The sequence below is a fragment of the Hydrogenophaga sp. L310 genome, assembly GCF_055703065.1.
Map to the genome: position 1 here is coordinate 19,128 of NZ_JBVPZA010000007.1, position 18,421 is coordinate 37,548.

Below are 18,421 nucleotides of genomic sequence, written 5' to 3' on the forward strand. Positions count from 1 at the left end.
CGGTGATTCCAAAAACCTCAACCAAGCTGTCATTGCGCATAGACTTCCTGAGCTCCATTGTGTCGAGAGATCTGCTTTATGCAGATGGCCAGGTTCAGGCCTGAGGGCAGCCCTGAACGAGGTGGGCCTCGGGCTTTTCTCCTCTCTGCGACGACATTGATCTTTAGCCCTGTTCTTTGGCTGGATGGGTCTGCTCGAGCAAAGTGGCGCGCGGATCGACTGTGACTTCACCTGTAAGGACTGAGGGGTTATGCACCAAAGTTTGCAGACACTGCGCACGCGACATCTCCTTGCGCCAACGGCCCTTCTGCTGATTCTGTTGGTATCACTGGCTGCGGGCGTGTTCTTCTGGACCGCAGACGAGATGCGGGAAGGCGAGACCCTGCTGCGCGATCGCCAGTGGCTGCTCGCCCTTCGTGCGCCCAATGACGTGGCGTCTTTGTTGGGCGGCGCCTCTGCGCTTCAACTCGCTCGGGAAGTGACAGCACTGGGCAGTCCGTGGTTCCTTGTACTGCTGGTCGGCGGTGTTGGTGGGGTTCTTTTTGCGATGCATCAGCGGCGTCTGGCCACCTTTATTGTTGTGTCTACGTCGGGGGGAGCGCTGCTCAACACGGGCCTGAAACACGTATTCGAACGAGCACGACCCGATCTGGTGCCTCATGAGGTGATCGTGGCAAACGCCAGCTTCCCCAGCGGACATGCGTTCGGGGCGGCGATGGTGTATCTGACGCTGGCGGCATTGCTGACTTTTCGGATGCAGCCCAGGGCGGCGCGCGTGATCTTGCTGGCGCTGGCCATCGGTTTGACATTGGCTGTGGGCGTGAGCCGTGTTGCGCTGGGCGTGCATTGGCCCAGCGACGTGCTGGCCGGCTGGGCTGCTGGCTCGGCCTGGGCCTTGGCGAACTGGTTCATCGCCAACGCGACAGGCTGGTTTGACGCCCGCGACCGATCGGAATTCGCTTGAAAGGGATCGCATTCCATCGCGCAGAGCTTCAGTTCAACCCGCTGGCAAGGATGGAAACGCGAGTGCCCGGCCCAGAGAGTTAAAGGCGAAAGACTCCTCAGAATGTCTCTCTGAACCTCCGTTCAAGTGACTGCGAATGCCAGCACCACCGCGCCAAGTGCCAGGAGCGCCAGAGCTGACAAGAACACCCATTCCGCGTACCCCTCCAGACGGGATCCAAACCGCTTGGACCGCATCGACATGAATGACAGCACCGCGCTGGCCAGGAACACCAATGCGTCTATCGCCATGAGTTTGTCGACGAGCACGCGACGCGTCATCAAGGGGCCAAGCAGGCTGATGTAGAGCGTCGTCATGCAGACCCCTGTCATCGTTGCCGATGTTGGCAAGATGTGTGCAGAGAGTCCCGTACTTGCAGGTTCCCCGGCAATATCAGGCCGATGCAAAGAAGTCCCCTTCTTCATGCGCGGACCCACTCATGACGATTTGGCCGTTGCGCCGCTCCGTGCTCCATCAGCCGACCTGCACAGGCACAAAAATCTTCTCGCCGTCGCGCTGAATCAGCAGTGCCACAGACTTCTTGTTGCTGGCTACCGCCGCACGCACCTGCTCAATATTCTTCACTTGCGTACCGTTCACCGCCATCAGAACGTCGCCTGCCTGCACCCCTGCCATTGCGGCGGGACCAGCGGCCTCTTCGATCAGCAGGCCGTCAACGCCCGCAACGCGCCGCTCTTGAGGCTCAAGCGCTCGCAGAGCCAGACCCAGTTTGCCTTTGTCCGCGCCTACAGTGCTCTTGGCAATCTGCACCTTCTTGTTGACAGCGTCGCCCAGCTTGGCCGCCAAGTCTTCGCGCTTGCCTTGGCGCCAGACTTCGAGTGTCACCACTTCACCCGGCGTGGCTTGTCCGATCAGGGCGGGCAGATCACCCGAAGCGACGATGGATTGCCCATTGATCTTGCGAATCACATCGCCGTATTTCAGCCCTGCTTGCTCGGCGGGGCTGCCGGCATCCACGCTGGACACCAGCGCGCCCTCGGGTTTGTCGAGCTTGAATGAATCGGCCAAAGCCTGATTCACCTCTTGGATCGCTACGCCCAGACGTGCGTGGCTGGCCCTGCCTGTGGCGACAATCTGGTCCTTGATCTTGCTGACCAGGTCGATCGGGATGGCGAAGGACAAGCCCTGGTAGCCGCCCGTGCGGCTGTAAATCTGCGAGTTGATCCCCACCACCTCGCCGCGTGCGTTGAACAGCGGTCCGCCGGAATTGCCCGGATTGACGGCAACGTCGGTCTGGATGAACGGCACGACGCTGTCATCGGGCAATGAGCGACCCTTGGCACTGACAACGCCCGCACTCACGCTGTTCTCGAATCCATACGGGGAGCCGATCGCCAGCACCCATTCACCAACCTTCAGGTCATTCGAGTTCCCAATGGTCACCGTGGGCAGGTCTTTTGCGTCAATTTTGAGGACGGCCACGTCGGTCTTAGGATCCGAACCCAGGACTGTGGCCTTGTACTCACGACGATCCGTGAGCTTGACGGTCACGACCTGCGCGTCGCGCACAACGTGGGCGTTTGTCAGAATCAATCCATCCGCACTGACAATGAAGCCAGATCCCTGACCCCGCACTGGCGACGCCCGCTCTCCCGGCTGGCCGTCAATGGGGCCCTCAAAGCGCTTGAAAAACTCGGAGAACGGGTCGCTGGGGTCCACGCCCTGCGGAGCTCGGCGGTGGGCTGCCGGCGCTTCTCCTGATTCATTGGAGGCTTGTCGCAGGCCGCTGACACTGATGTTCACCACAGCAGCACCGTTGCGCTGGGTGATTTGCGAGAAGTCGGGCGCGCCGTTGATGCCGGGCATTCCCATGGACGAGGTAGCTGGAGAGACGACCTGGGCAACGATGCGCGGCGCCTCGGCACGAGCGTGCGTGCCAGACACAAAAGTTGCCCCTGCGCCGCCGAGGATGCCGGCTGCGGTCAACGCAAGAACCAGGCGTGTGGAAGTCATGGAACGGGTGGTCATGTGAACTCCTGAATGTGAAGGATGTTGAACAGGTGGTCAGTGTGTTGCCGGACACTTAGACCGTTCTTAATCCTCTTGGAATGACGACACACCCCAATCAGAATTGCGATGCCCAGTTCAGCGTGCTCAGATCCATCCGCGTGAATACCAGACACTTTTCAGTTGTGCATAGATGATGGGAGCGCTCACGAGTCCAGCGATACCGAAGAGAGCTTCGAGCACCAACATGGATGTCAACAGTTCCCAAGCCTGAGCACGGATTCGTTGCCCCACGATATGCGCATTGAGAAAATACTCCAGCTTGTGAATGCCCACCAACCATCCCAGCGAGAGTGCCGCCACACCCAGCGAGTGGGTCAGACTGACCACAACGATCATGGTGTTGGAGACCAAATTGCCCAACACTGGCACCAAACTGGCGACGAACGTCGCAACCACGAGAGTACCGGCCAGTGGAATGGGTGTTCCCAGCAAAGGCAGCACGCCCAACAGGTACACCGCAGTGAGCACAGTGTTCACGGCAGCTATTCGAAATTGAGCAAACACCACAGCCGTGAAACTGGCAACGAGGCCATCAAATTGATTGCTTAGAGCCAAGCTCATGGCAGGTGTGCGGACGGCACCGGCCTCCCTTTCCGCCAGTTGAAGCGTAAGCAGCGCACCGATCACGATACCTGCGAGGGCGTATCCCAAACCGCGAACCGTGTGCCCTCCCCAAAGTTGTACTTGTGCGGCGTGAGACGTGAGCCACCCCACAGCAGCAGTTCGCAGCGTCTCAAGTGAAGCCGGCACATGGCTGGCCAGCCACGGTGGCAACATCAGTCGCAACCTATCCAGGGCTGCAGCCATTTGTTGAAGTACCGCCGCATAGCCACCGCCTGCGCCCCTTGCCTCGGCTGCTCGCTCGACAAGCAAAGACACCGTCAGTACGACCACCAAAACAAACAGAATAAGTCCTAAGCCCTCCGAGTGCCGAAGCGCCGGCCAAATGCGGCGAAGCATCGCCGACGTTGCGCGCGCGCCGCCAAAGGTGAGCAGTGCCGCGAACAACGCAGGCGTCAGGTGCAGCGACAAGATGGGCACCCACAGCAGCGCAACGCCCACCACCGAAATAGCAGCCGTGCTCAGTTTGAATTCGGTTGGTTGGGTCATGGTTCGGTTTTCTCACTCATTTCAGGCCAAGCGCGACCACATCTGGCCGATGCATACGAATCACATGGAGCAGGTATTTCCTCGCGCAGGTATGCCACTGAAGACAGTACCGCATCAAGCTCATCAACGTCGCGCCTCTCGCAGAACCGAATGCGCTGGTGCAAGGGCAATCAGGTTGCGTCAACGAGGGCGCAGTGAAATGAATTTGGGCGCTCCTGTGCAGCCTCCTGGAGTGGCACTACGACACGGCGGAATCAATGGGAAAAGGGTCGCGCTGCGCTGGATCCATACGTTCCGTGGACATCCGCTTGTTGACCAGCGCAGCGACATCAATCAATGCGCCCGTCAGGCCAATACCCCCGGGTGCGGCGAGATACCTCGATCGCCACACCGGCCCAAACTTGTTCTTGTACGCGCGCAGACCTTGAAAGTTGTAGAACTGTTCGCCATTACGAAACAGTGCCGTTCCCAGCCGATGCCACAGCGGCGCCAGGGGGCGTGAATCCAGTCCCGCAAGAGGTGCCATCCCCAGGTTGAAGAACGCATATCCCTCATGAGCGCCCCAAAGCATGAGCTCTGTGAACAGGAAATCCATGGTTCCATCAGGAGCCTCATGCCGGTGTCGCATCAGGTCTATGGACAACTCTCCCTTGCCATCGGCGGTCCAGAGATTGGCAAATGCCACGATCTTGGCGTCATGCTTGACCACCCCGAAGCGGAAATGGCGCAGATATGGCTCGTCAAAACGGCCCAGCGAAAATCCTTTCTCGTGTGCACCCTTGCTGTGAAGCCATGAGTCAGACACCTCCCGGAACTCATCCATCAAGTCCGCCACTTGAGCCTTGGATACGACCTCGAAACTCATCCCATCGCGTTGGGCGCGCCTGTACGTGCGTCGAAGATTGGCACGATGGGGACCGTCCAGAGAAAACTTGTCCAGAGAAACCAGTGCCTCTTCACCCATCTTGATCGAGACGAGCCCAAGATCTGCGTACATGCCCAAGCGGTTATCGCCCACCTGGTAGAAGACCGGTCGTGCGCCATGTCGGTCCGTCATTTCTCGTATCCGCCACACGAGTCTCTCGGCCGCCTGCGGTGATCCGATCGGATCACCCATCACGATCCAGCTGCGGCCTTGAACCTGATACATCAAAAACGCGTCTTCCTCATCATCAAAAAGAATGCGCTTGTCCCCCAGCAAGGCCAGCGCTGCGTCAGCCACAGGCCACTTCTTGATGATTTCTGACACCTTCGCCAGATCGTTTGATGAGGGAACCTCGCGCCCGACAGGCTGCGGCCTCATGAGCTGCCACAGTGCCATGGACAGGGTAAGGCCTGCAACGAGCACGGATGCTCGAAGGTAACGCGGCGCATCACCCCGCAATGCAAACTGCCACCACAGGTCGGCGGAGTAATACACATGCTTGTAAGAAAACAGCCCAAGCATGATTGTTGCGGACACAACCGCGGCGACAGCAAACCAATTCTCTGGCCCAAGAAACCGCAAACCCATCCGAGCGGGCCGGTCGAATACCGCTCGACTCGACCACAGAAGCAACCAAACCAGCGCCGCGATGATGGCTTCTTCTAAGTCAATACCCTTCAAAAGAGACACCAAAACCCCTGCCACCAGAAGCCAGCTCACAAGCTGGTGAGCCGCTCGAATCCGGCGGTACAGAGCGTGCGCCAGAACAACCATGGCCAGCCCGATGAGGCTACCGGCCAGATGAGAAACCTCAATAACCGGGAGTGGCACCAGTTTTAGGAGCAAGGGCAGGCGATCAAATTGGGCCGGAAGACTGCCCGAGAACAGCAGCAGGGCCCCCGCCACAAACACTGCAACACTGACTACCGGTGGCGCGATCCAGTTGATCAAAGGCTGGGCAAAGGCTTCGAGTTTTTTAAGTCCAGCGAAACTTCCCCTCAGAGCCAACGCGCCGCCCAGCGCGCCGGCAAGGCTCAGCGGCAAGAAGTAGTAAATCACTCGATAGGCAAGGATCGACGCAAGCAGCTGTTCGTGTGCAATGGTCGGCAGCCCCAAGATCATCACCGCCTCAAAAACACCCAGACCTGCTGGCACATGGCTCACGACGCCCAAGACGACCGCAAGCACAAACACCCCGAGAAAAACAGGCCATGCTGGCGCCGTGTCGGGCAGCAGCACCCAAAGAGCGAGTGAAGCCGCGCCCAAATCAACCACCGCAAGCAGAATTTGCCCCATCGCCAGCAGCGGTCCAGGCGTGTGAATGACCCAGCTCTTCCATTGCAGGGATCGTGCCCCACGCAAGGCCAGGCCCATGTATCCCGCGGGGATCAGCAGCAGCAACGCTCCCGCTGCGCGTCCCCACGCCGTGTTGATCTGCAGCGTTGCCAGCATGGCAGGTGGCTCCAGCAGCAGAGCAAGCCCCCCGCAGAGGGCAACGCCAACACCAAACGTGGTGCCGACGATCCCAATCAGCACACCGACTTCACTGCCTGAAAGGCCCCAGTTGCTGTACAGGCGCATGCGCACCGCGCCCGCGCTGACCAGCGCCACCCCCACGTTGTTTCCAATGGCGGTTGCCACGAATGAGGCCAGACACGTCCGCGTTGCGCTCAGGCGGTGCCCCAGTTGGCGCAATGCAAGCGCGTCGTACCCCATCAATGCCACGTAGCTCAGCAGCGTTGCCAGTCCCGCCCAGAGTATTGAAGAGAGCGGAACAGCGTGCCAAGCCTGCTGAACGTCCTGCAAGCGCAACGCGCCCAGTTGTTGATGGACCACCCAGAACATCCACGCCAACAGAACCACGCCCAGCAGCGCGACCAGCCAGCGCCAAGGGATAGACGGCAACCGCGTTGGCGGTGTGCCCGCTGTGAAACTTGTGCTGGCTCGGATCACAATTTGGACGTGGGCGATAGGGTTGATTGCCGAAACACAGCCGAGCGCCGATTGTCGACGCGCCTCACCATGTAGCTGCACCCCTGCACGATACCCCAGCCCACGGTGCCTCCCAACAAAAAACCGGCCAAGACATCGACCGGGAAATGAACTCCCGTTGCGACGCGGCTCCAACCGATCGCAAGGGCGGCGAAGGGCGCAAGCCAACGCATCGATGACTTTGGGTTGCCCCACCAAACAGCCGCAGCGAAGGCGGCAGCAACCGTGGCATGGGTGCTTGGGAATCCAGGCGTGGACGCGTGCGCCATCCACTGATGCCCAAGACCCAAAACAAATGGCCTCGACGCGTCAATGAGCGATGCCAGAAGGCGTGCGATCGGGAAGCTCAGCGCCATCGCAAATGTGGCTTGTATGGCTGTGCTGCGCCAACGTGGGCGCCCAATCGCAATGGCTGAAATCACAGAGGACAGAAGAAATCCGGGCAGAACGGTGGATGTCAGTATCGCCAACTTGACAAGCCACGGTGATGCATTGGCGCTGAGATTCAAAATTTCGAACAGCTGAATGTTGACCGCGTTCATGGGGCGCTTTCGTGGGCAGTGAGGCAGGGGGGCTGGCGTGATGGGCGTGAGGCATGGAGCTCCATCGACGACGGGTTGCCGGGTGCCGGTTTCAGTGTGGGAGACGCAGGAAATACTGCGTTCAGACGACCATCGAGCGCGTGCGCGAAGCGAAGACGAAATACAAGAAGGGGCGCAATGCGCCCCTTCTGTGTTCGATCAAGAGTCGTCTTTGTCGTTGCCCTGATCTGCCTTGTCGAGCTGGCTGGACAGGACTTTGCCGTCGGCAGCGTCGACCTTGACGTCGAAGACCTTGGCGTCGGCCGTGACGACCTCCACTTCGTAGTGCAAAGCGCCTTTTTCGCTCTCCAGCTCAGCCTTCGCGGCTTTGCCAGTGGCATGTGCTTCAGCCGCCGTGATGGCTTGGCTCAGCGAGATCTTGGCCTTGGCCAGGTCGGTGACTGCGTCGTTCTCATTGGCCTTTGCAAAGGCCAACGTGCCGGCTGTCGCCAGGCCAGCAGCGAGCAAGAGCGCGGAGATTTTGGTGTTGCGGTTCATGGTGTGTTCCTTTTGAGGAGTTGCGTCAGGGCGGTATTGCCAACCGACAGATGAACTATCTCGCCCATGACTTAGGCCCCGCTTAGGAATCACCAGATACTGCAAATGGAGATCAATAAAGTGCGCTCGACAGTGCAAAGCAGCAAATTTTTTCTGGGTCAGAACCGCCACGCAGCACGGGCGATGCGCAACATGAATGGGCTTCGCGTGTCAACAGCGGACGTTTGGGAGGTCGGTGCAACTGGCTTTGTCGACCCGTGCTCAACGTCATTTTGAGAGGGAAGATCGCTGCTGCGATAAGCTGGTGGCAGACGGTCTTGTCTGTGGCGGGCCAACGGCTGTTATGCGCTGATGGAGCGTCCCCCAGTCCGTACAATCGACGAAGGCATTTGGTCCGCTCCGCCGCATTGCGCGCTGCGCACCTCCTGCATGCGACCCGTTCGACGGCTGCGCAAAGCTCCCACCGAAATACTGCGACGGGGGCAGAGTTCGACGATCCAACGTCCTCAAGGCGACACAGTTTCGGCATGCTGAACGTGTTCCTTTGTCGGCACCACAAACTGAAGTGACGCATGGAACCAGTTGACCGCCACCCCTTGCACGGCTTGCACTGGACCGCACGCTTGACCGCTTTTCAAGGGCACGGTCTGGCGATCTTCGTCGGCACAGTTGCGGCTTATGCCGCAGCGCGATTGGCTCACACCGCTTCGGAGGTCCCATGGCTCGCAGGCTGGCTGGCTTACAACCTCACGTACTTGGCCATTGCATGGCAGCTGATCGTCCGCCTCAATGCGCACTCGACGCGCCGCCGGGCGCAGAGGACCGATCCAGGATCAGTGGCCTTGTTCGCGCTGGTGGCTGCAGCGGCTTGTGCAAGCATTGTTGCCGTGGCACTTGCGGTGGACACGGGGCGAAGCATGCATGGCGTCGCGCGCTGGGGGTACCTTGCGGTTGCCATGATGTCGCTGGCGGCGTCCTGGTTGTTGCTGCAGACCGCTTTTGCGCTGCACTATGCACGCGTGTTCTATCAACGCGGACAGGACGGTGCTGAAACCGAGGGTGGACTGATCTTTCCTGGAGGGCATGACCCCGACTATCTCGATTTCGTCTATTTCTCGGCAATTGTCGGCATGACCTCACAGGTTTCGGACGTCGCAGTCTCCGGTCGACGCATGCGCAGATTGACGCTCTTGCACGGGCTGCTTTCTTTCGCGTTCAACTTGATCGTGCTCGCGTTGGCAGTCAACGTGTTTGCTGGCAGCCTTGCTTGAGAGTCGGCCGAGAACGTTCCTACACATGAATCGTGTCGATTGGACTGGTCCACCACGCCCTAGCCCACCATGGACGTGGTGAGTTGCTCGGTTGCCTCGGAGAATATCGTTCAAGATTCTTGTCGTGGATTCAGCCCTGAGGACACCTTCCATGCTCAAAGTAATTTTCAATCTCCCTCGAACAGTTTGGTTCATTGGACTCATCAGTCTGGTCAACGACAGCGCCAGCGAAATGCTGTACCCATTGGTGCCGCTCTATCTTGCTTCCGTGCTGATGGCGGGTCCGAGGGCGCTGGGAATCATCGAAGGAATCGCAGAAGCCACAGCTAGTCTGCTCAAACTGTTCTCCGGTGTGGTCGTGGACCGGTCGCGACGGTCAAAGCCCTGGATCGTCTTCGGCTATGGCTTGGCCGGTATTGGGCGCCCCCTGATCGCCTTTGCAAGCAGTTGGCCTTTCCTACTCGCCATCCGTTTTGCCGACAGGGTCGGCAAGGGCCTGCGAAGTTCACCCAGGGATGCACTTCTTGCGGCCAGCGTTCGTCCCGACCAGCGCGGGCTGGCGTTTGGGTTGCACCGCGCAATGGACAACGCAGGTGCCGTCATTGGACCCCTCTTGGCCTTTGCACTGTTGGCCTCCCATGTTCCGCTCAAGGATATATTTTTGTGGTCAGCCATCCCGGCTGCCCTTTGTGTGGGATTGGCACTTGCCATCCGAGAGCCCAAGGCAGCACCACGTACTTTGAGGCCTTCGTTCGACTGGCGGCTACGCGATATGCCACCGTTGTTCAAACGCTACCTGTTCGTGGTCGCGCTGTTCACGCTGGGCAATTCGTCCAACATGTTCTTGTTGCTGCGCGCCAGTGAACTGGGTGTCCCACAGGCTCAGATTCCATTGCTCTGGGCGGCCGTTTCCGCCGTCGCGATGTTGTTCTCCACCCCTCTGTCAGCTCTTTCCGACCGGCTGGGCCGAGTGAGGCTGTTGATCGTTGGCTACGTTGCCTATGCGGTCTTCTACTTTGCTATCGGCTTCCTCAACACCGGTGGATGGATGCTGTTTGCACTTTTCGGCTTCTATGGTCTGTTCATGGCAGCGACAGAGGGAGTCGAGAAGGCGTTCGTGGCTGACTTGGCACCCACCCATCGCACGGGCACGGCCTTCGGCTGGTTCAATTTGGTGACCGGCATCTTTCTGCTGCCGGCCTCAATCGTTTTTGGCTGGATCTACCAATCCATCGCCCCGTGGGCGGCATTCCTTTTCTCTAGCAGCTGCGCGTTGTCCGCGGCAATGCTGCTGCTTTTCGGCGTCAAGGAACAAGTTCTGCTCACAAAAAGCAGAACACCATCGGGGGAAGGTGCAACGTAGTCACGGACTCTGTTTCAAGACACAATAGGAAAGGCAATGCAGACTTTTAACCCTCCCAGCTTCTCTGAGTCTGAGAGGGAAAGCGATGCTCCGTGAAACTCGACGATGCTCTTGACGATGGACAGTCCCAGGCCACTGCCAGAAGCGCTGGCGCCCGCGATTCGGTAAAAACGATCCAGGACTCGCTCGCGCTCCGATGATGGGATGCCAGGGCCACTGTCATCAATTCGGAGCTGCAGTTCGTTTGCCGTGCGAACCACCGCAACGTCCACAGTTCCTCCGTCTGGGGTGTATTTGATGGCGTTGCTCAACACATTGCCGAGAAGAATGCCCAATGCATCCTTTGCGACGAGGATCGAGCCCTCGTCTGCGGTAGTGATGCCGATGTCGATGGAGCGCTCTCGGGCCAGCGCGGCGACATCTGCAACTGCCTGTTTTGTGAACTCAGACAACGACAGGTTCTCGCGGGGCATGCTGTTCACGATGCCTTCCTCGTGCCTTGCGAGCACCAGAAGCTGCTCGACCAGGCGCGTCGCCCGATCGATACCTGATGTCAATCGACCCATCGCAATATCACGGGTGCTGGTGTCTGCAGACCGCTTCAAACCCTCCAGCTGCAGCTTGAGCGCCGCCAGCGGTGAACGCAACTCGTGTGCGGCGTCCGCAACAAATCGCTGTTGTGCATCGAAAGCCTTGCGGACTCGCTCAAACAGCAGATTGAGCTCATGGACCAGCGGCCTGATCTCATCTGGCAGGGTCGCCTCCTCCAGCTTTTCCAGCTCATCGGCCTGTCGCAACGCAACCTGTCTGCTCGCGAGCAGGACTGGCTTCAACGAAGCGCCCACAACCACCCAGACCAGCAGCATGAGCATGGGCGCAATCAACACAATCGGCACAACAGTGCGCAGTGCAAGCTTGCGCGCCATCTCCAGGCGTGCGTCCAGATCTTGTGCAACCTGCACGTTGATCCCACCCACCTTCGTGGCAAACACCCGGTATCTCCCGTCGTCCAACGTGACTTCAGCAAATCCCGATCCCCCAACCTGCGGCAGCATGCTTTGATGAGTCCGGTAGACGCTGATTCCATCTGCAGTCCACGCCTGTACGACAAAATCGAAGCCTTCCTCATCGTGCTGGACCTGCGCTTCCGGGCTACCGCCCTTCAATGTGATCCCACTGCCCAGAATGATCGCCATCTGCTGCATGTGGTAGTCAAAAATTTCGTCAGCCTCCGACCTGGCGGTCTGATATGCGATCAATGCCTGTGCAAGTGCAGTCAGCACGATCGCAGCCGACAACAGGATCAGCAAGCGTGTTCGCAGGGAATTGGAGATTTGCAGCGGCATTTAAAACTCACTCCTTGGGCACCATGTATCCGACGCCCCTCACGTTTTGGATCAACTCTGCGCCAAGCTTCTTTCGCAGCCCATGTATGTACACCTCGACAGCATTGCTGCTGATCTCGTCCTTCCAGCCATAGAGTTTTTCTTCAAGCTGTGTGCGTGAGAGCACCATGCCCGGTCTTGCCAACAAAGGTTCAAGTACCGCCCACTCACGGGCAGAGAGCACGACAGGCAATCCATTTGCCGTCACTTCCCGTGAGGCAGGATTGATACAGACCCCTTTGTGCTCGTAGACAGGCTCGGCACGACCCGATGCGCGCCGCAAAAGGGCCCTGATTCGAGCCAACAGTTCGTCAAGCTCAAAAGGCTTCAACACGTAGTCATCTGCTCCCGCGTCAAGTCCCTCGATACGCTGAAAAAGCGAATCGCGTGCAGTTGCAATCAAAACAGGGGTGCGATCCTTGCGGGCGCGCAACGCTCGAAGTACAGACAATCCATCAAGGCGCGGCAGTCCCAGATCGAGCACGATCAGATCGTAGGTCTGCGTTAGCAGGGCCGTGGACGCCATGTCGCCGTCTTTCACCCAATCTACCGCATAGTGCTCGGAGCGAAGTAGATCAAGCACCACCTCGCCAATCATCTTGTCGTCTTCAACCAATAGAAGTCGCACTTCAAGTCTCCATACAAGGTACAAGGCGGGGAACCCGCCGCCCTCAATATTGACCCCATGTCAACGTAGCCACGCGGAATTCTGGATAAATCTGCGCAAGAGACGCTCAAATGTTTTTCGGATCAAACTGCTGCGCGTCCTGAATCAAGTTTTCACGCATGAGTTCTTCGATCGCCTGCTTGAAAAAAAGGCCGTCCAGCTCGTGAGCACGCAGCAATCGCCCCTCGTCGACAGACTCACTGAACACGCCATTCAGGTGGGGGGAACTTCGAGCAGTAGGCGCAGCAGTCACATCAGAACCACCCTCCATCCTCATGCCAGGGAAACGTCGCTGCTCTACGACCATCTCCAGCACGAGGCACCGCTGCAGCAGCAAGTACACAACATCATCGCGGGTCTTCTGAAGCGCAGACGCCAGTATCGCAGCCTCATCGTCCCGAGGACCGACCGGCACTTGAATGATGCGCCGGATGAGGCGTCTCAAAAGATATCGTTCACTGTTGTTCATGATCGTTCCTTGCCCGGGGAGTGGGTTTTACCCACTCCTCGGGTTCGATCAAGAGTCGTCTTTGTCGTTGCCTTGGTCTGTTTTGTCGAGCTGGCTGGACAGGACCTTGCCGTCGGCTGCGTCGACCTTGACGTCGAAGACCTTGGCGTCGGCCGTGACGACCTCCACTTCGTAGTGCAAAGCGCCTTTTTCGCTCTCCAGCTCAGCCTTCGCGGCTTTGCCAGTGGCATGTGCTTCAGCCGCCGTGATGGCTTGGCTCAGCGAGATTTTGGCCTTGGCCAGGTCGGTGACTGCGTCGTTCTCATTGGCCTTTGCGAAAGCCAGCGTGCCAGCCGTGGCCAGGCCAGCAGCGAGCAGGAGTGCGGAAAGTTTGGTGTTGCGGTTCATGGTGAGTTCCTTTTGAGGAGTTGCGTCGGGGCGGTATTGCCAACCGACGGATGAACTATCTCGCCCATGACTTAGGCCTCGCTTAGGCGCCACACCTCACCTTAGGCAACTTGTCATGCAACGAGCCTCTTTGCCTACGCATACATGTACGCAACCTTGCGAAATGTTCCGGCATCGGTTTTTGGCTGTCATTGCCCCGGCAAGAAAAAGGTGGCTGCTGGCGTCTTGCCCAAACAGGGTGTGCCAACAGTGTTCGCCATTTGAACTTCAATTTGCTGATGCAGACGTAGAGGAAAGCGGCTTCGTCCAGCGCAACGACTTCGTCCTCAACGGCCCACACTGGGCCAATGGGGATGCTGGTCATCCACCACAAAAGCGTGTGCATGACGAATACCATCACCAACACCGACAGCCGCCTTCGTGTGAGCGTGACCGACCGGCAAATCCGGATGTTCGTGCTCCACCACGTCGGGATCTAGTGATGGCCAGACTCTGCAAGCCGCCCATGCGGCCAGTGCACCTGCAACCCCGAGGACCACAAAGCTCGCAGACATGCCAAAGCGCGTGCCCAGCCAGCCCGCCAGGGGATAGAACAGCAACCAGCAGACGTGCGACAGCGCAAACTGCGCAGCAAACAGCGCTGGCCGGTCTTCGGGGTGCGCAGAGCGCCGCAACAAGCGGCCAGAGGGCGTCTGCGCGGTGGAGTAGCCCACACCGAGCACAAACCACAGGACCATCAGCGAGGCGTTTCCCACCACGAAGACACCGGCAAACAGGCCCGAGATCATCAAACCGATGCCCCCCAGCATGGCTGTGCGGTCGGGCAACTTCTCCAGCAGTTGCGGCAGGGCCAGCGCAGCCACCATGGAGCCCGCGCCGAAACTGGCCAAGGCCAGGGCGACGGCGCTCTGGCTCAGTCCCATGCCGGCCTGAACGATGACCACCGTGTTGACAAACACCATGGAGCCCGCCGCTGCCACGGCCGCACTGATCGCCAGCAGACCACGCAGCCGCGGCGTGGCCAGGTAGATGCGCAGCCCGCGTGTGGTGCGCTCGTAAATGCCGCGGTGCTGCGGCGCTGGATGGGCTGGCAACACCACCGAGACCACCAGCGCCGCCGAGACCAGGAAGCCCACCACCGTGCCGGCAAACAGATCGTGAAATCCGATCACCGTGAGCAAGGCTGCCGCCAGCATCGGGCTGACCAGGCTCTCCATGTCGTAGGCCAGGCGCGAGAGCGACAGGGCTTTGGTGTAGTCCTTCTCCAGCGGCAACACATCGGGGATGGTGGCCTGGAACGTGGGCGTGAACGCGGCCGAGGCCGCCTGCAGCACAAAGATCAACACGTACACCTCCCAGATCTGGGAGACAAACGGCAGCAACAGCGCTACCGCAGCCCGTACCAGGTCCAGTGCAACCAGCAGGGTGCGCCGGGGCAGGCGATCGGCAAACGCTGCAGCCACGGGTGCCACGCCAACGTACGCGATCATCTTGATGGCCAGGGCCGTGCCCAGCACCATACCCGCGTTCTCGCCGGCAAGCTCAAAGGCCAGCAGGCCCAGCGCCACCGTGGCCAGCCCGGTCCCGATCAAGGCGATCACCTGTGCGGCAAACAGATGGCGGTAGGTGCGGTGGGACAGAATCTTGAGCATGTGTCGGTCTTGTGTGGTGCTTCGTGGTCAAAGAATCGATTCCGCAACTGCAGACCACTCAGAGGTAACGGGTGATTTCTCTGAACTCGTCCATCGAATGGCGCTGACCCGCACCGAGGGGGCCGACGAGGTGTTCAAGGCAGTGATCCAGGTGGTCTTGGATCAGGGCCTTCTTGGCCTGCTGAATCGCCTTCTCCACTGCCTGCAGTTGCTGCGCAACGTCAAGACAGGCGCGCCCCTGTGTCAACATGTCTATCGTGCTGCTCAGGTGTCCATTGGCCCTTCGCAGGCGTTTGATGATGGCCGGATGGGAGGTATGTGTGTGCGGTTGTTTCATGATGATCGTATCCCCTCAGGGGGGTTACTATAATCCACCGGTTTTCAACACTAATCCCGCTTAACTCCATGATCCACTGCTCCCCGTATTCTTTGCTGCCCTCCCAGGCGGCACTGGGCATGCGGTGGATGGTATTAATCGTGATCGTGGTCGGCACGATCATTTCTTCGATCGGGTTGACAAGCTCCCATGGACTGGCGGCCATTTCGGCGGGACACACTTCAACACCACTTGCTGCCGACGAGCCACATGGACATACGCACGGCGACCAAGGCGATGAGGTAGCAGGGGTTGAAGACCTTCTGGGTGGCGACCATGCGCATCACGCGGTAGATCACTCGCACGACAAGGCCCATGCTCTGCCTGCGGGCTGGCACGCTGCGTCAACGCAAGCGCCAGCTTGGTGTAGGCAGGTCCGACCATGGGTTGAAATGGTGCAGGCGTCCCGGCTAGAACGTCCTCCGATGGCCTGAGGCCACTCTTGCTCTCGCGCTGCCCTTCGCAGTGCTCCCATTCCTTTCAGACCATTGGAGTCTTAATGCACAGCCTTCTTCAAGACAGGCTGCCACGTTCGCCATGGGCGATTTGGCAATCCCGTCTCTTGCTTCCTTCAATCCTCTTCCTTTGTTTGCTCTTCGGAACCTCCGATGTCTGGGCCCATGCGGTGACCGCTGGTGACAAGGGCTACATACAGGAAATCTCGGGCGTCAATCTGCTGCCCTTCATGTATCTCGGGGCCAAGCACATGATGACCGGCTACGACCACCTGCTTTTCCTGTTCGGGGTGATCTTCTTCCTGTACCGGCTCTCGCACATCGGTCTCTACGTAAGCCTGTTCGCGCTGGGTCACTCCACCACGATGATCCTGGGCGTGTATTTCAACGTCGGGATCAACAGCTACCTGATCGACGCAATCATTGGTTTGTCGGTTGTCTACAAGGCGCTGGACAACCTTGGTGCCTTCCAACGCTGGCTCGGATTCCAGCCCAACACCAAGGTCGCAACGTTGGTGTTTGGTTTGTTCCACGGTTTCGGGCTGGCCACCAAGATCATCGAGTACGAGATCTCGCCCGACGGCCTGGTACCCAACCTGCTGGCCTTCAACGTGGGCGTGGAGATCGGTCAACTGCTCGCGCTCACCGTCATCCTGATCGGCATGAGCTACTGGCGCCGCACGCCCAGTTTCATCCGAAACGCCTACACAGCCAACGTCGCCATGATGAGCGCGGGCTTCATTTTGGTGGGCATGCAGCTCACCGGCTTCTTCGTATCGTGAACACCCAAGGTATACCGACCATGTACAACGCTGAAACGCCCTTGCGCGCCGAACTTCCATCCTCCTCAAAGCTGCTGCGCTCCACGCTTCTGGCCGCCATCTCCGCCATCGTGATTCTGGTGGCGATCGTGCTACCTGCCGAGTACGGCGTGGACCCTACCGGTGTGGGCCGCGTGCTGCGGATGACCGAGATGGGCGAAATCAAGCAACAGCTGGCGGCAGAAGCCGCTGCGGATGCAAGTGCCACGCCCGCTGGCAGTCCTGCCTCAACGGTTGCAGCCGTCCCGGCGAATGCCGGTGCGGCAGTCTCCGGAGCGCCCAAGGCACCCGATGTGATTCCGAAGACTGCGGTAACGCCTGCAGCTCAGTCAACCTGGCGCGACGAATTGACGTTCACCCTGACCCCGGGCGAAGGCAAAGAAATCAAACTGCGCATGGCTGAGGGCGAAAAAGCCGAGTTCCAGTGGATCGTCAATGGCGGTTCGGTCAACTACGACACGCACGGAGACGGTGGCGGGCGCTCCATCAGCTACGAAAAAGGCCGCAGCGTGCCAGCCGACGACGGTGCTCTGGTGGCAGCGTTCACCGGCAACCACGGCTGGTACTGGCGCAACCGGGGTCCATCGGATGTGAAGGTAGTGCTCCGGACCCGTGGCCAATACACCGACATCAAGCAGGTTCAGTGACCTGAGGCGGGGAGCTGCGCCGCCAGGGCAGTTCCCTTGCAAGCGGGCCACTGGCAGAACCTCGCGAACCTTGGCGAAATGGCGTCCTTGTTCAAGACACCCTGCAAGTGGCTCATCAGAATGCAGGCACTCACCCGCTGCACCAAGCAATGCAGGGGGAGTGAGGGTGGTTGATGTCCCCAGGAAGGATTCATTCGTGTCTTTGTCCACCGACCAAAGTGTCTTCCTCAAGAGCTGGCTGAAACGACCCATGAGGACCGGAGCAGTTGCACCCTCCAGCAACGCGTTGGCGCGTCTCATCACGCGCGACATCTTGCCTGGCGCAGGACCCGTGATCGAACTGGGCCCAGGAACCGGGGCCTTCACACGGTGCATCCTTGCCAAGGGAGTGCCCCAGTGTGATCTCACGCTGGTGGAGAACAGTCCGGACTTCACGGCGCTGCTGCGCCAGCGCTTTCCCGAGGCTCGCCTGCTGGATATGGATGTGACACGCATGCGGCGTTGGCAGGACCCATGGCGGTCGATGCAGGCGCAGGCTGTGATTTCCGGCTTGCCACTGCTGACCATGGGTGTTCGCGCACAGTGGAACGTGGTCGGCGCCTGCATGCAAAGCTTGCAAGCTGGGGCAGCGCTGTACCAGTTCACCTACATGACCCGATGCCCGATTGCACCCGAGATACTGACCCGAATGAACCTGAGGGCAGAACGCATCGGAAGCTCGCTTCTCAACTTGCCACCCGCCTCGGTGTATCGAATCGCACTGAACACTTGATCTGAGCACTGGCCTG

General features: G+C 59.3%; 19 protein-coding genes. 6 read left to right on the forward strand and 13 right to left on the reverse strand.

The window, feature by feature from the left end; all coding sequences use genetic code 11:
• Positions 1-250: 250 nt before the first annotated feature.
• On the forward strand, positions 251-964 hold the full coding sequence (locus AC0GNO_RS12995) for a phosphatase PAP2 family protein (RefSeq protein WP_472904231.1): 714 nt from the start codon (positions 251-253) through the stop codon (positions 962-964).
• A gap of 122 nt (positions 965-1,086) precedes the next feature.
• Here AC0GNO_RS12995 and AC0GNO_RS13000 read toward each other — a convergent pair whose 3' ends face one another.
• From AC0GNO_RS13000 to AC0GNO_RS13025, 6 genes are all read right to left on the reverse strand, one after another.
• A complete protein-coding gene (locus AC0GNO_RS13000) occupies positions 1,087-1,320 on the reverse strand; it encodes a hypothetical protein (RefSeq protein ID WP_472904232.1) in 234 nt (77 codons plus the stop codon).
• Between the two features lie 157 nt (positions 1,321-1,477).
• A complete protein-coding gene (locus AC0GNO_RS13005; RefSeq protein ID WP_472904233.1) occupies positions 1,478-2,992 on the reverse strand; it encodes a Do family serine endopeptidase in 1,515 nt (504 codons plus the stop codon).
• A gap of 126 nt (positions 2,993-3,118) precedes the next feature.
• Positions 3,119-4,144, reverse strand: coding sequence for an AI-2E family transporter (locus tag AC0GNO_RS13010; RefSeq protein ID WP_304784352.1), 1,026 nt, complete (start codon positions 4,142-4,144; stop codon positions 3,119-3,121).
• 238 nt (positions 4,145-4,382) lie between these two features.
• A complete protein-coding gene (mprF, locus tag AC0GNO_RS13015; protein WP_472904234.1) occupies positions 4,383-6,974 on the reverse strand; it encodes a bifunctional lysylphosphatidylglycerol flippase/synthetase MprF in 2,592 nt (863 codons plus the stop codon).
• A 44-nt stretch (positions 6,975-7,018) separates the two neighbouring features.
• The gene (locus tag AC0GNO_RS13020; protein ID WP_472904235.1) at positions 7,019-7,603 is read right to left on the reverse strand and encodes a phosphatase PAP2 family protein; all 585 of its coding nucleotides are present in this window, start codon (positions 7,601-7,603) and stop codon (positions 7,019-7,021) included.
• A gap of 198 nt (positions 7,604-7,801) precedes the next feature.
• Positions 7,802-8,140 carry a PepSY domain-containing protein gene (locus AC0GNO_RS13025; RefSeq protein ID WP_322316794.1) on the reverse strand — a complete coding sequence of 113 codons (339 nt, stop codon included), beginning with the start codon at positions 8,138-8,140 and terminating at the stop codon, positions 7,802-7,804.
• Between the two features lie 572 nt (positions 8,141-8,712).
• Here AC0GNO_RS13025 and AC0GNO_RS13030 point away from each other — a divergent pair.
• Positions 8,713-9,411, forward strand: a complete 699-nt coding sequence (locus AC0GNO_RS13030; protein ID WP_472904236.1) for a DUF1345 domain-containing protein — start codon at positions 8,713-8,715, stop codon at positions 9,409-9,411.
• A gap of 151 nt (positions 9,412-9,562) precedes the next feature.
• Positions 9,563-10,774, forward strand: coding sequence for an MFS transporter (locus AC0GNO_RS13035; protein WP_304784006.1), 1,212 nt, complete (start codon positions 9,563-9,565; stop codon positions 10,772-10,774).
• Between the two features lie 14 nt (positions 10,775-10,788).
• Here AC0GNO_RS13035 and AC0GNO_RS13040 read toward each other — a convergent pair whose 3' ends face one another.
• The 7 genes from AC0GNO_RS13040 to AC0GNO_RS13070 all read right to left on the reverse strand — a co-directional run bounded on the left by AC0GNO_RS13040 (position 10,789) and on the right by AC0GNO_RS13070 (position 16,027).
• Positions 10,789-12,120 carry an ATP-binding protein gene (locus tag AC0GNO_RS13040; RefSeq protein ID WP_304784004.1) on the reverse strand — a complete coding sequence of 444 codons (1,332 nt, stop codon included), beginning with the start codon at positions 12,118-12,120 and terminating at the stop codon, positions 10,789-10,791.
• Between the two features lie 7 nt (positions 12,121-12,127).
• Complete coding sequence (locus AC0GNO_RS13045; RefSeq protein WP_304784003.1) at positions 12,128-12,787, reverse strand: response regulator; 660 nt, start codon at positions 12,785-12,787, stop codon at positions 12,128-12,130.
• 106 nt (positions 12,788-12,893) lie between these two features.
• Entirely contained in the window at positions 12,894-13,295 is a 402-nt protein-coding gene (locus AC0GNO_RS13050; protein WP_304784001.1) for a hypothetical protein, read from the reverse strand.
• Positions 13,296-13,343: 48 nt separating this feature from the next.
• Entirely contained in the window at positions 13,344-13,682 is a 339-nt protein-coding gene (locus tag AC0GNO_RS13055) for a PepSY domain-containing protein (RefSeq protein WP_322315335.1), read from the reverse strand.
• Between the two features lie 326 nt (positions 13,683-14,008).
• Positions 14,009-15,334 carry an MFS transporter gene (locus AC0GNO_RS13060; protein WP_472904237.1) on the reverse strand — a complete coding sequence of 442 codons (1,326 nt, stop codon included), beginning with the start codon at positions 15,332-15,334 and terminating at the stop codon, positions 14,009-14,011.
• A 58-nt stretch (positions 15,335-15,392) separates the two neighbouring features.
• Positions 15,393-15,671 carry a metal-sensing transcriptional repressor gene (locus AC0GNO_RS13065; protein WP_304783941.1) on the reverse strand — a complete coding sequence of 93 codons (279 nt, stop codon included), beginning with the start codon at positions 15,669-15,671 and terminating at the stop codon, positions 15,393-15,395.
• A gap of 221 nt (positions 15,672-15,892) precedes the next feature.
• Positions 15,893-16,027 carry a hypothetical protein gene (locus tag AC0GNO_RS13070; protein ID WP_304783938.1) on the reverse strand — a complete coding sequence of 45 codons (135 nt, stop codon included), beginning with the start codon at positions 16,025-16,027 and terminating at the stop codon, positions 15,893-15,895.
• Positions 16,028-16,299: 272 nt separating this feature from the next.
• Between AC0GNO_RS13070 and AC0GNO_RS13075 the strand changes: the two genes are divergently transcribed.
• The 3 genes from AC0GNO_RS13075 to AC0GNO_RS13085 all read left to right on the forward strand — a co-directional run bounded on the left by AC0GNO_RS13075 (position 16,300) and on the right by AC0GNO_RS13085 (position 18,405).
• Complete coding sequence (locus tag AC0GNO_RS13075; RefSeq protein ID WP_304783935.1) at positions 16,300-16,947, forward strand: HupE/UreJ family protein; 648 nt, start codon at positions 16,300-16,302, stop codon at positions 16,945-16,947.
• A 20-nt stretch (positions 16,948-16,967) separates the two neighbouring features.
• Entirely contained in the window at positions 16,968-17,633 is a 666-nt protein-coding gene (locus AC0GNO_RS13080) for a transmembrane anchor protein (RefSeq protein WP_332748678.1), read from the forward strand.
• A 196-nt stretch (positions 17,634-17,829) separates the two neighbouring features.
• Positions 17,830-18,405, forward strand: coding sequence for a class I SAM-dependent methyltransferase (locus AC0GNO_RS13085; RefSeq protein ID WP_472904238.1), 576 nt, complete (start codon positions 17,830-17,832; stop codon positions 18,403-18,405).
• The last annotated feature ends 16 nt before the right edge of the window (positions 18,406-18,421 follow it).

Coding starts and splice junctions, on each gene's coding strand:
- AC0GNO_RS12995 (WP_472904231.1), top strand. CDS start 251: ATGCACCAAAGTTTGCAGACACTGCGCACGCGACATCTCCTTGCGCCA.
- AC0GNO_RS13000 (WP_472904232.1), bottom strand. CDS start 1,320: ATGACGACGCTCTACATCAGCCTGCTTGGCCCCTTGATGACGCGTCGC.
- AC0GNO_RS13005 (WP_472904233.1), bottom strand. CDS start 2,992: ATGACCACCCGTTCCATGACTTCCACACGCCTGGTTCTTGCGTTGACC.
- AC0GNO_RS13010 (WP_304784352.1), bottom strand. CDS start 4,144: ATGACCCAACCAACCGAATTCAAACTGAGCACGGCTGCTATTTCGGTG.
- AC0GNO_RS13020 (WP_472904235.1), bottom strand. CDS start 7,603: ATGAACGCGGTCAACATTCAGCTGTTCGAAATTTTGAATCTCAGCGCC.
- AC0GNO_RS13025 (WP_322316794.1), bottom strand. CDS start 8,140: ATGAACCGCAACACCAAAATCTCCGCGCTCTTGCTCGCTGCTGGCCTG.
- AC0GNO_RS13030 (WP_472904236.1), top strand. CDS start 8,713: ATGGAACCAGTTGACCGCCACCCCTTGCACGGCTTGCACTGGACCGCA.
- AC0GNO_RS13035 (WP_304784006.1), top strand. CDS start 9,563: ATGCTCAAAGTAATTTTCAATCTCCCTCGAACAGTTTGGTTCATTGGA.
- AC0GNO_RS13040 (WP_304784004.1), bottom strand. CDS start 12,120: ATGCCGCTGCAAATCTCCAATTCCCTGCGAACACGCTTGCTGATCCTG.
- AC0GNO_RS13050 (WP_304784001.1), bottom strand. CDS start 13,295: ATGAACAACAGTGAACGATATCTTTTGAGACGCCTCATCCGGCGCATC.
- AC0GNO_RS13055 (WP_322315335.1), bottom strand. CDS start 13,682: ATGAACCGCAACACCAAACTTTCCGCACTCCTGCTCGCTGCTGGCCTG.
- AC0GNO_RS13060 (WP_472904237.1), bottom strand. CDS start 15,334: ATGCTCAAGATTCTGTCCCACCGCACCTACCGCCATCTGTTTGCCGCA.
- AC0GNO_RS13065 (WP_304783941.1), bottom strand. CDS start 15,671: ATGAAACAACCGCACACACATACCTCCCATCCGGCCATCATCAAACGC.
- AC0GNO_RS13070 (WP_304783938.1), bottom strand. CDS start 16,027: ATGGGCCTTGTCGTGCGAGTGATCTACCGCGTGATGCGCATGGTCGCC.
- AC0GNO_RS13080 (WP_332748678.1), top strand. CDS start 16,968: ATGTACAACGCTGAAACGCCCTTGCGCGCCGAACTTCCATCCTCCTCA.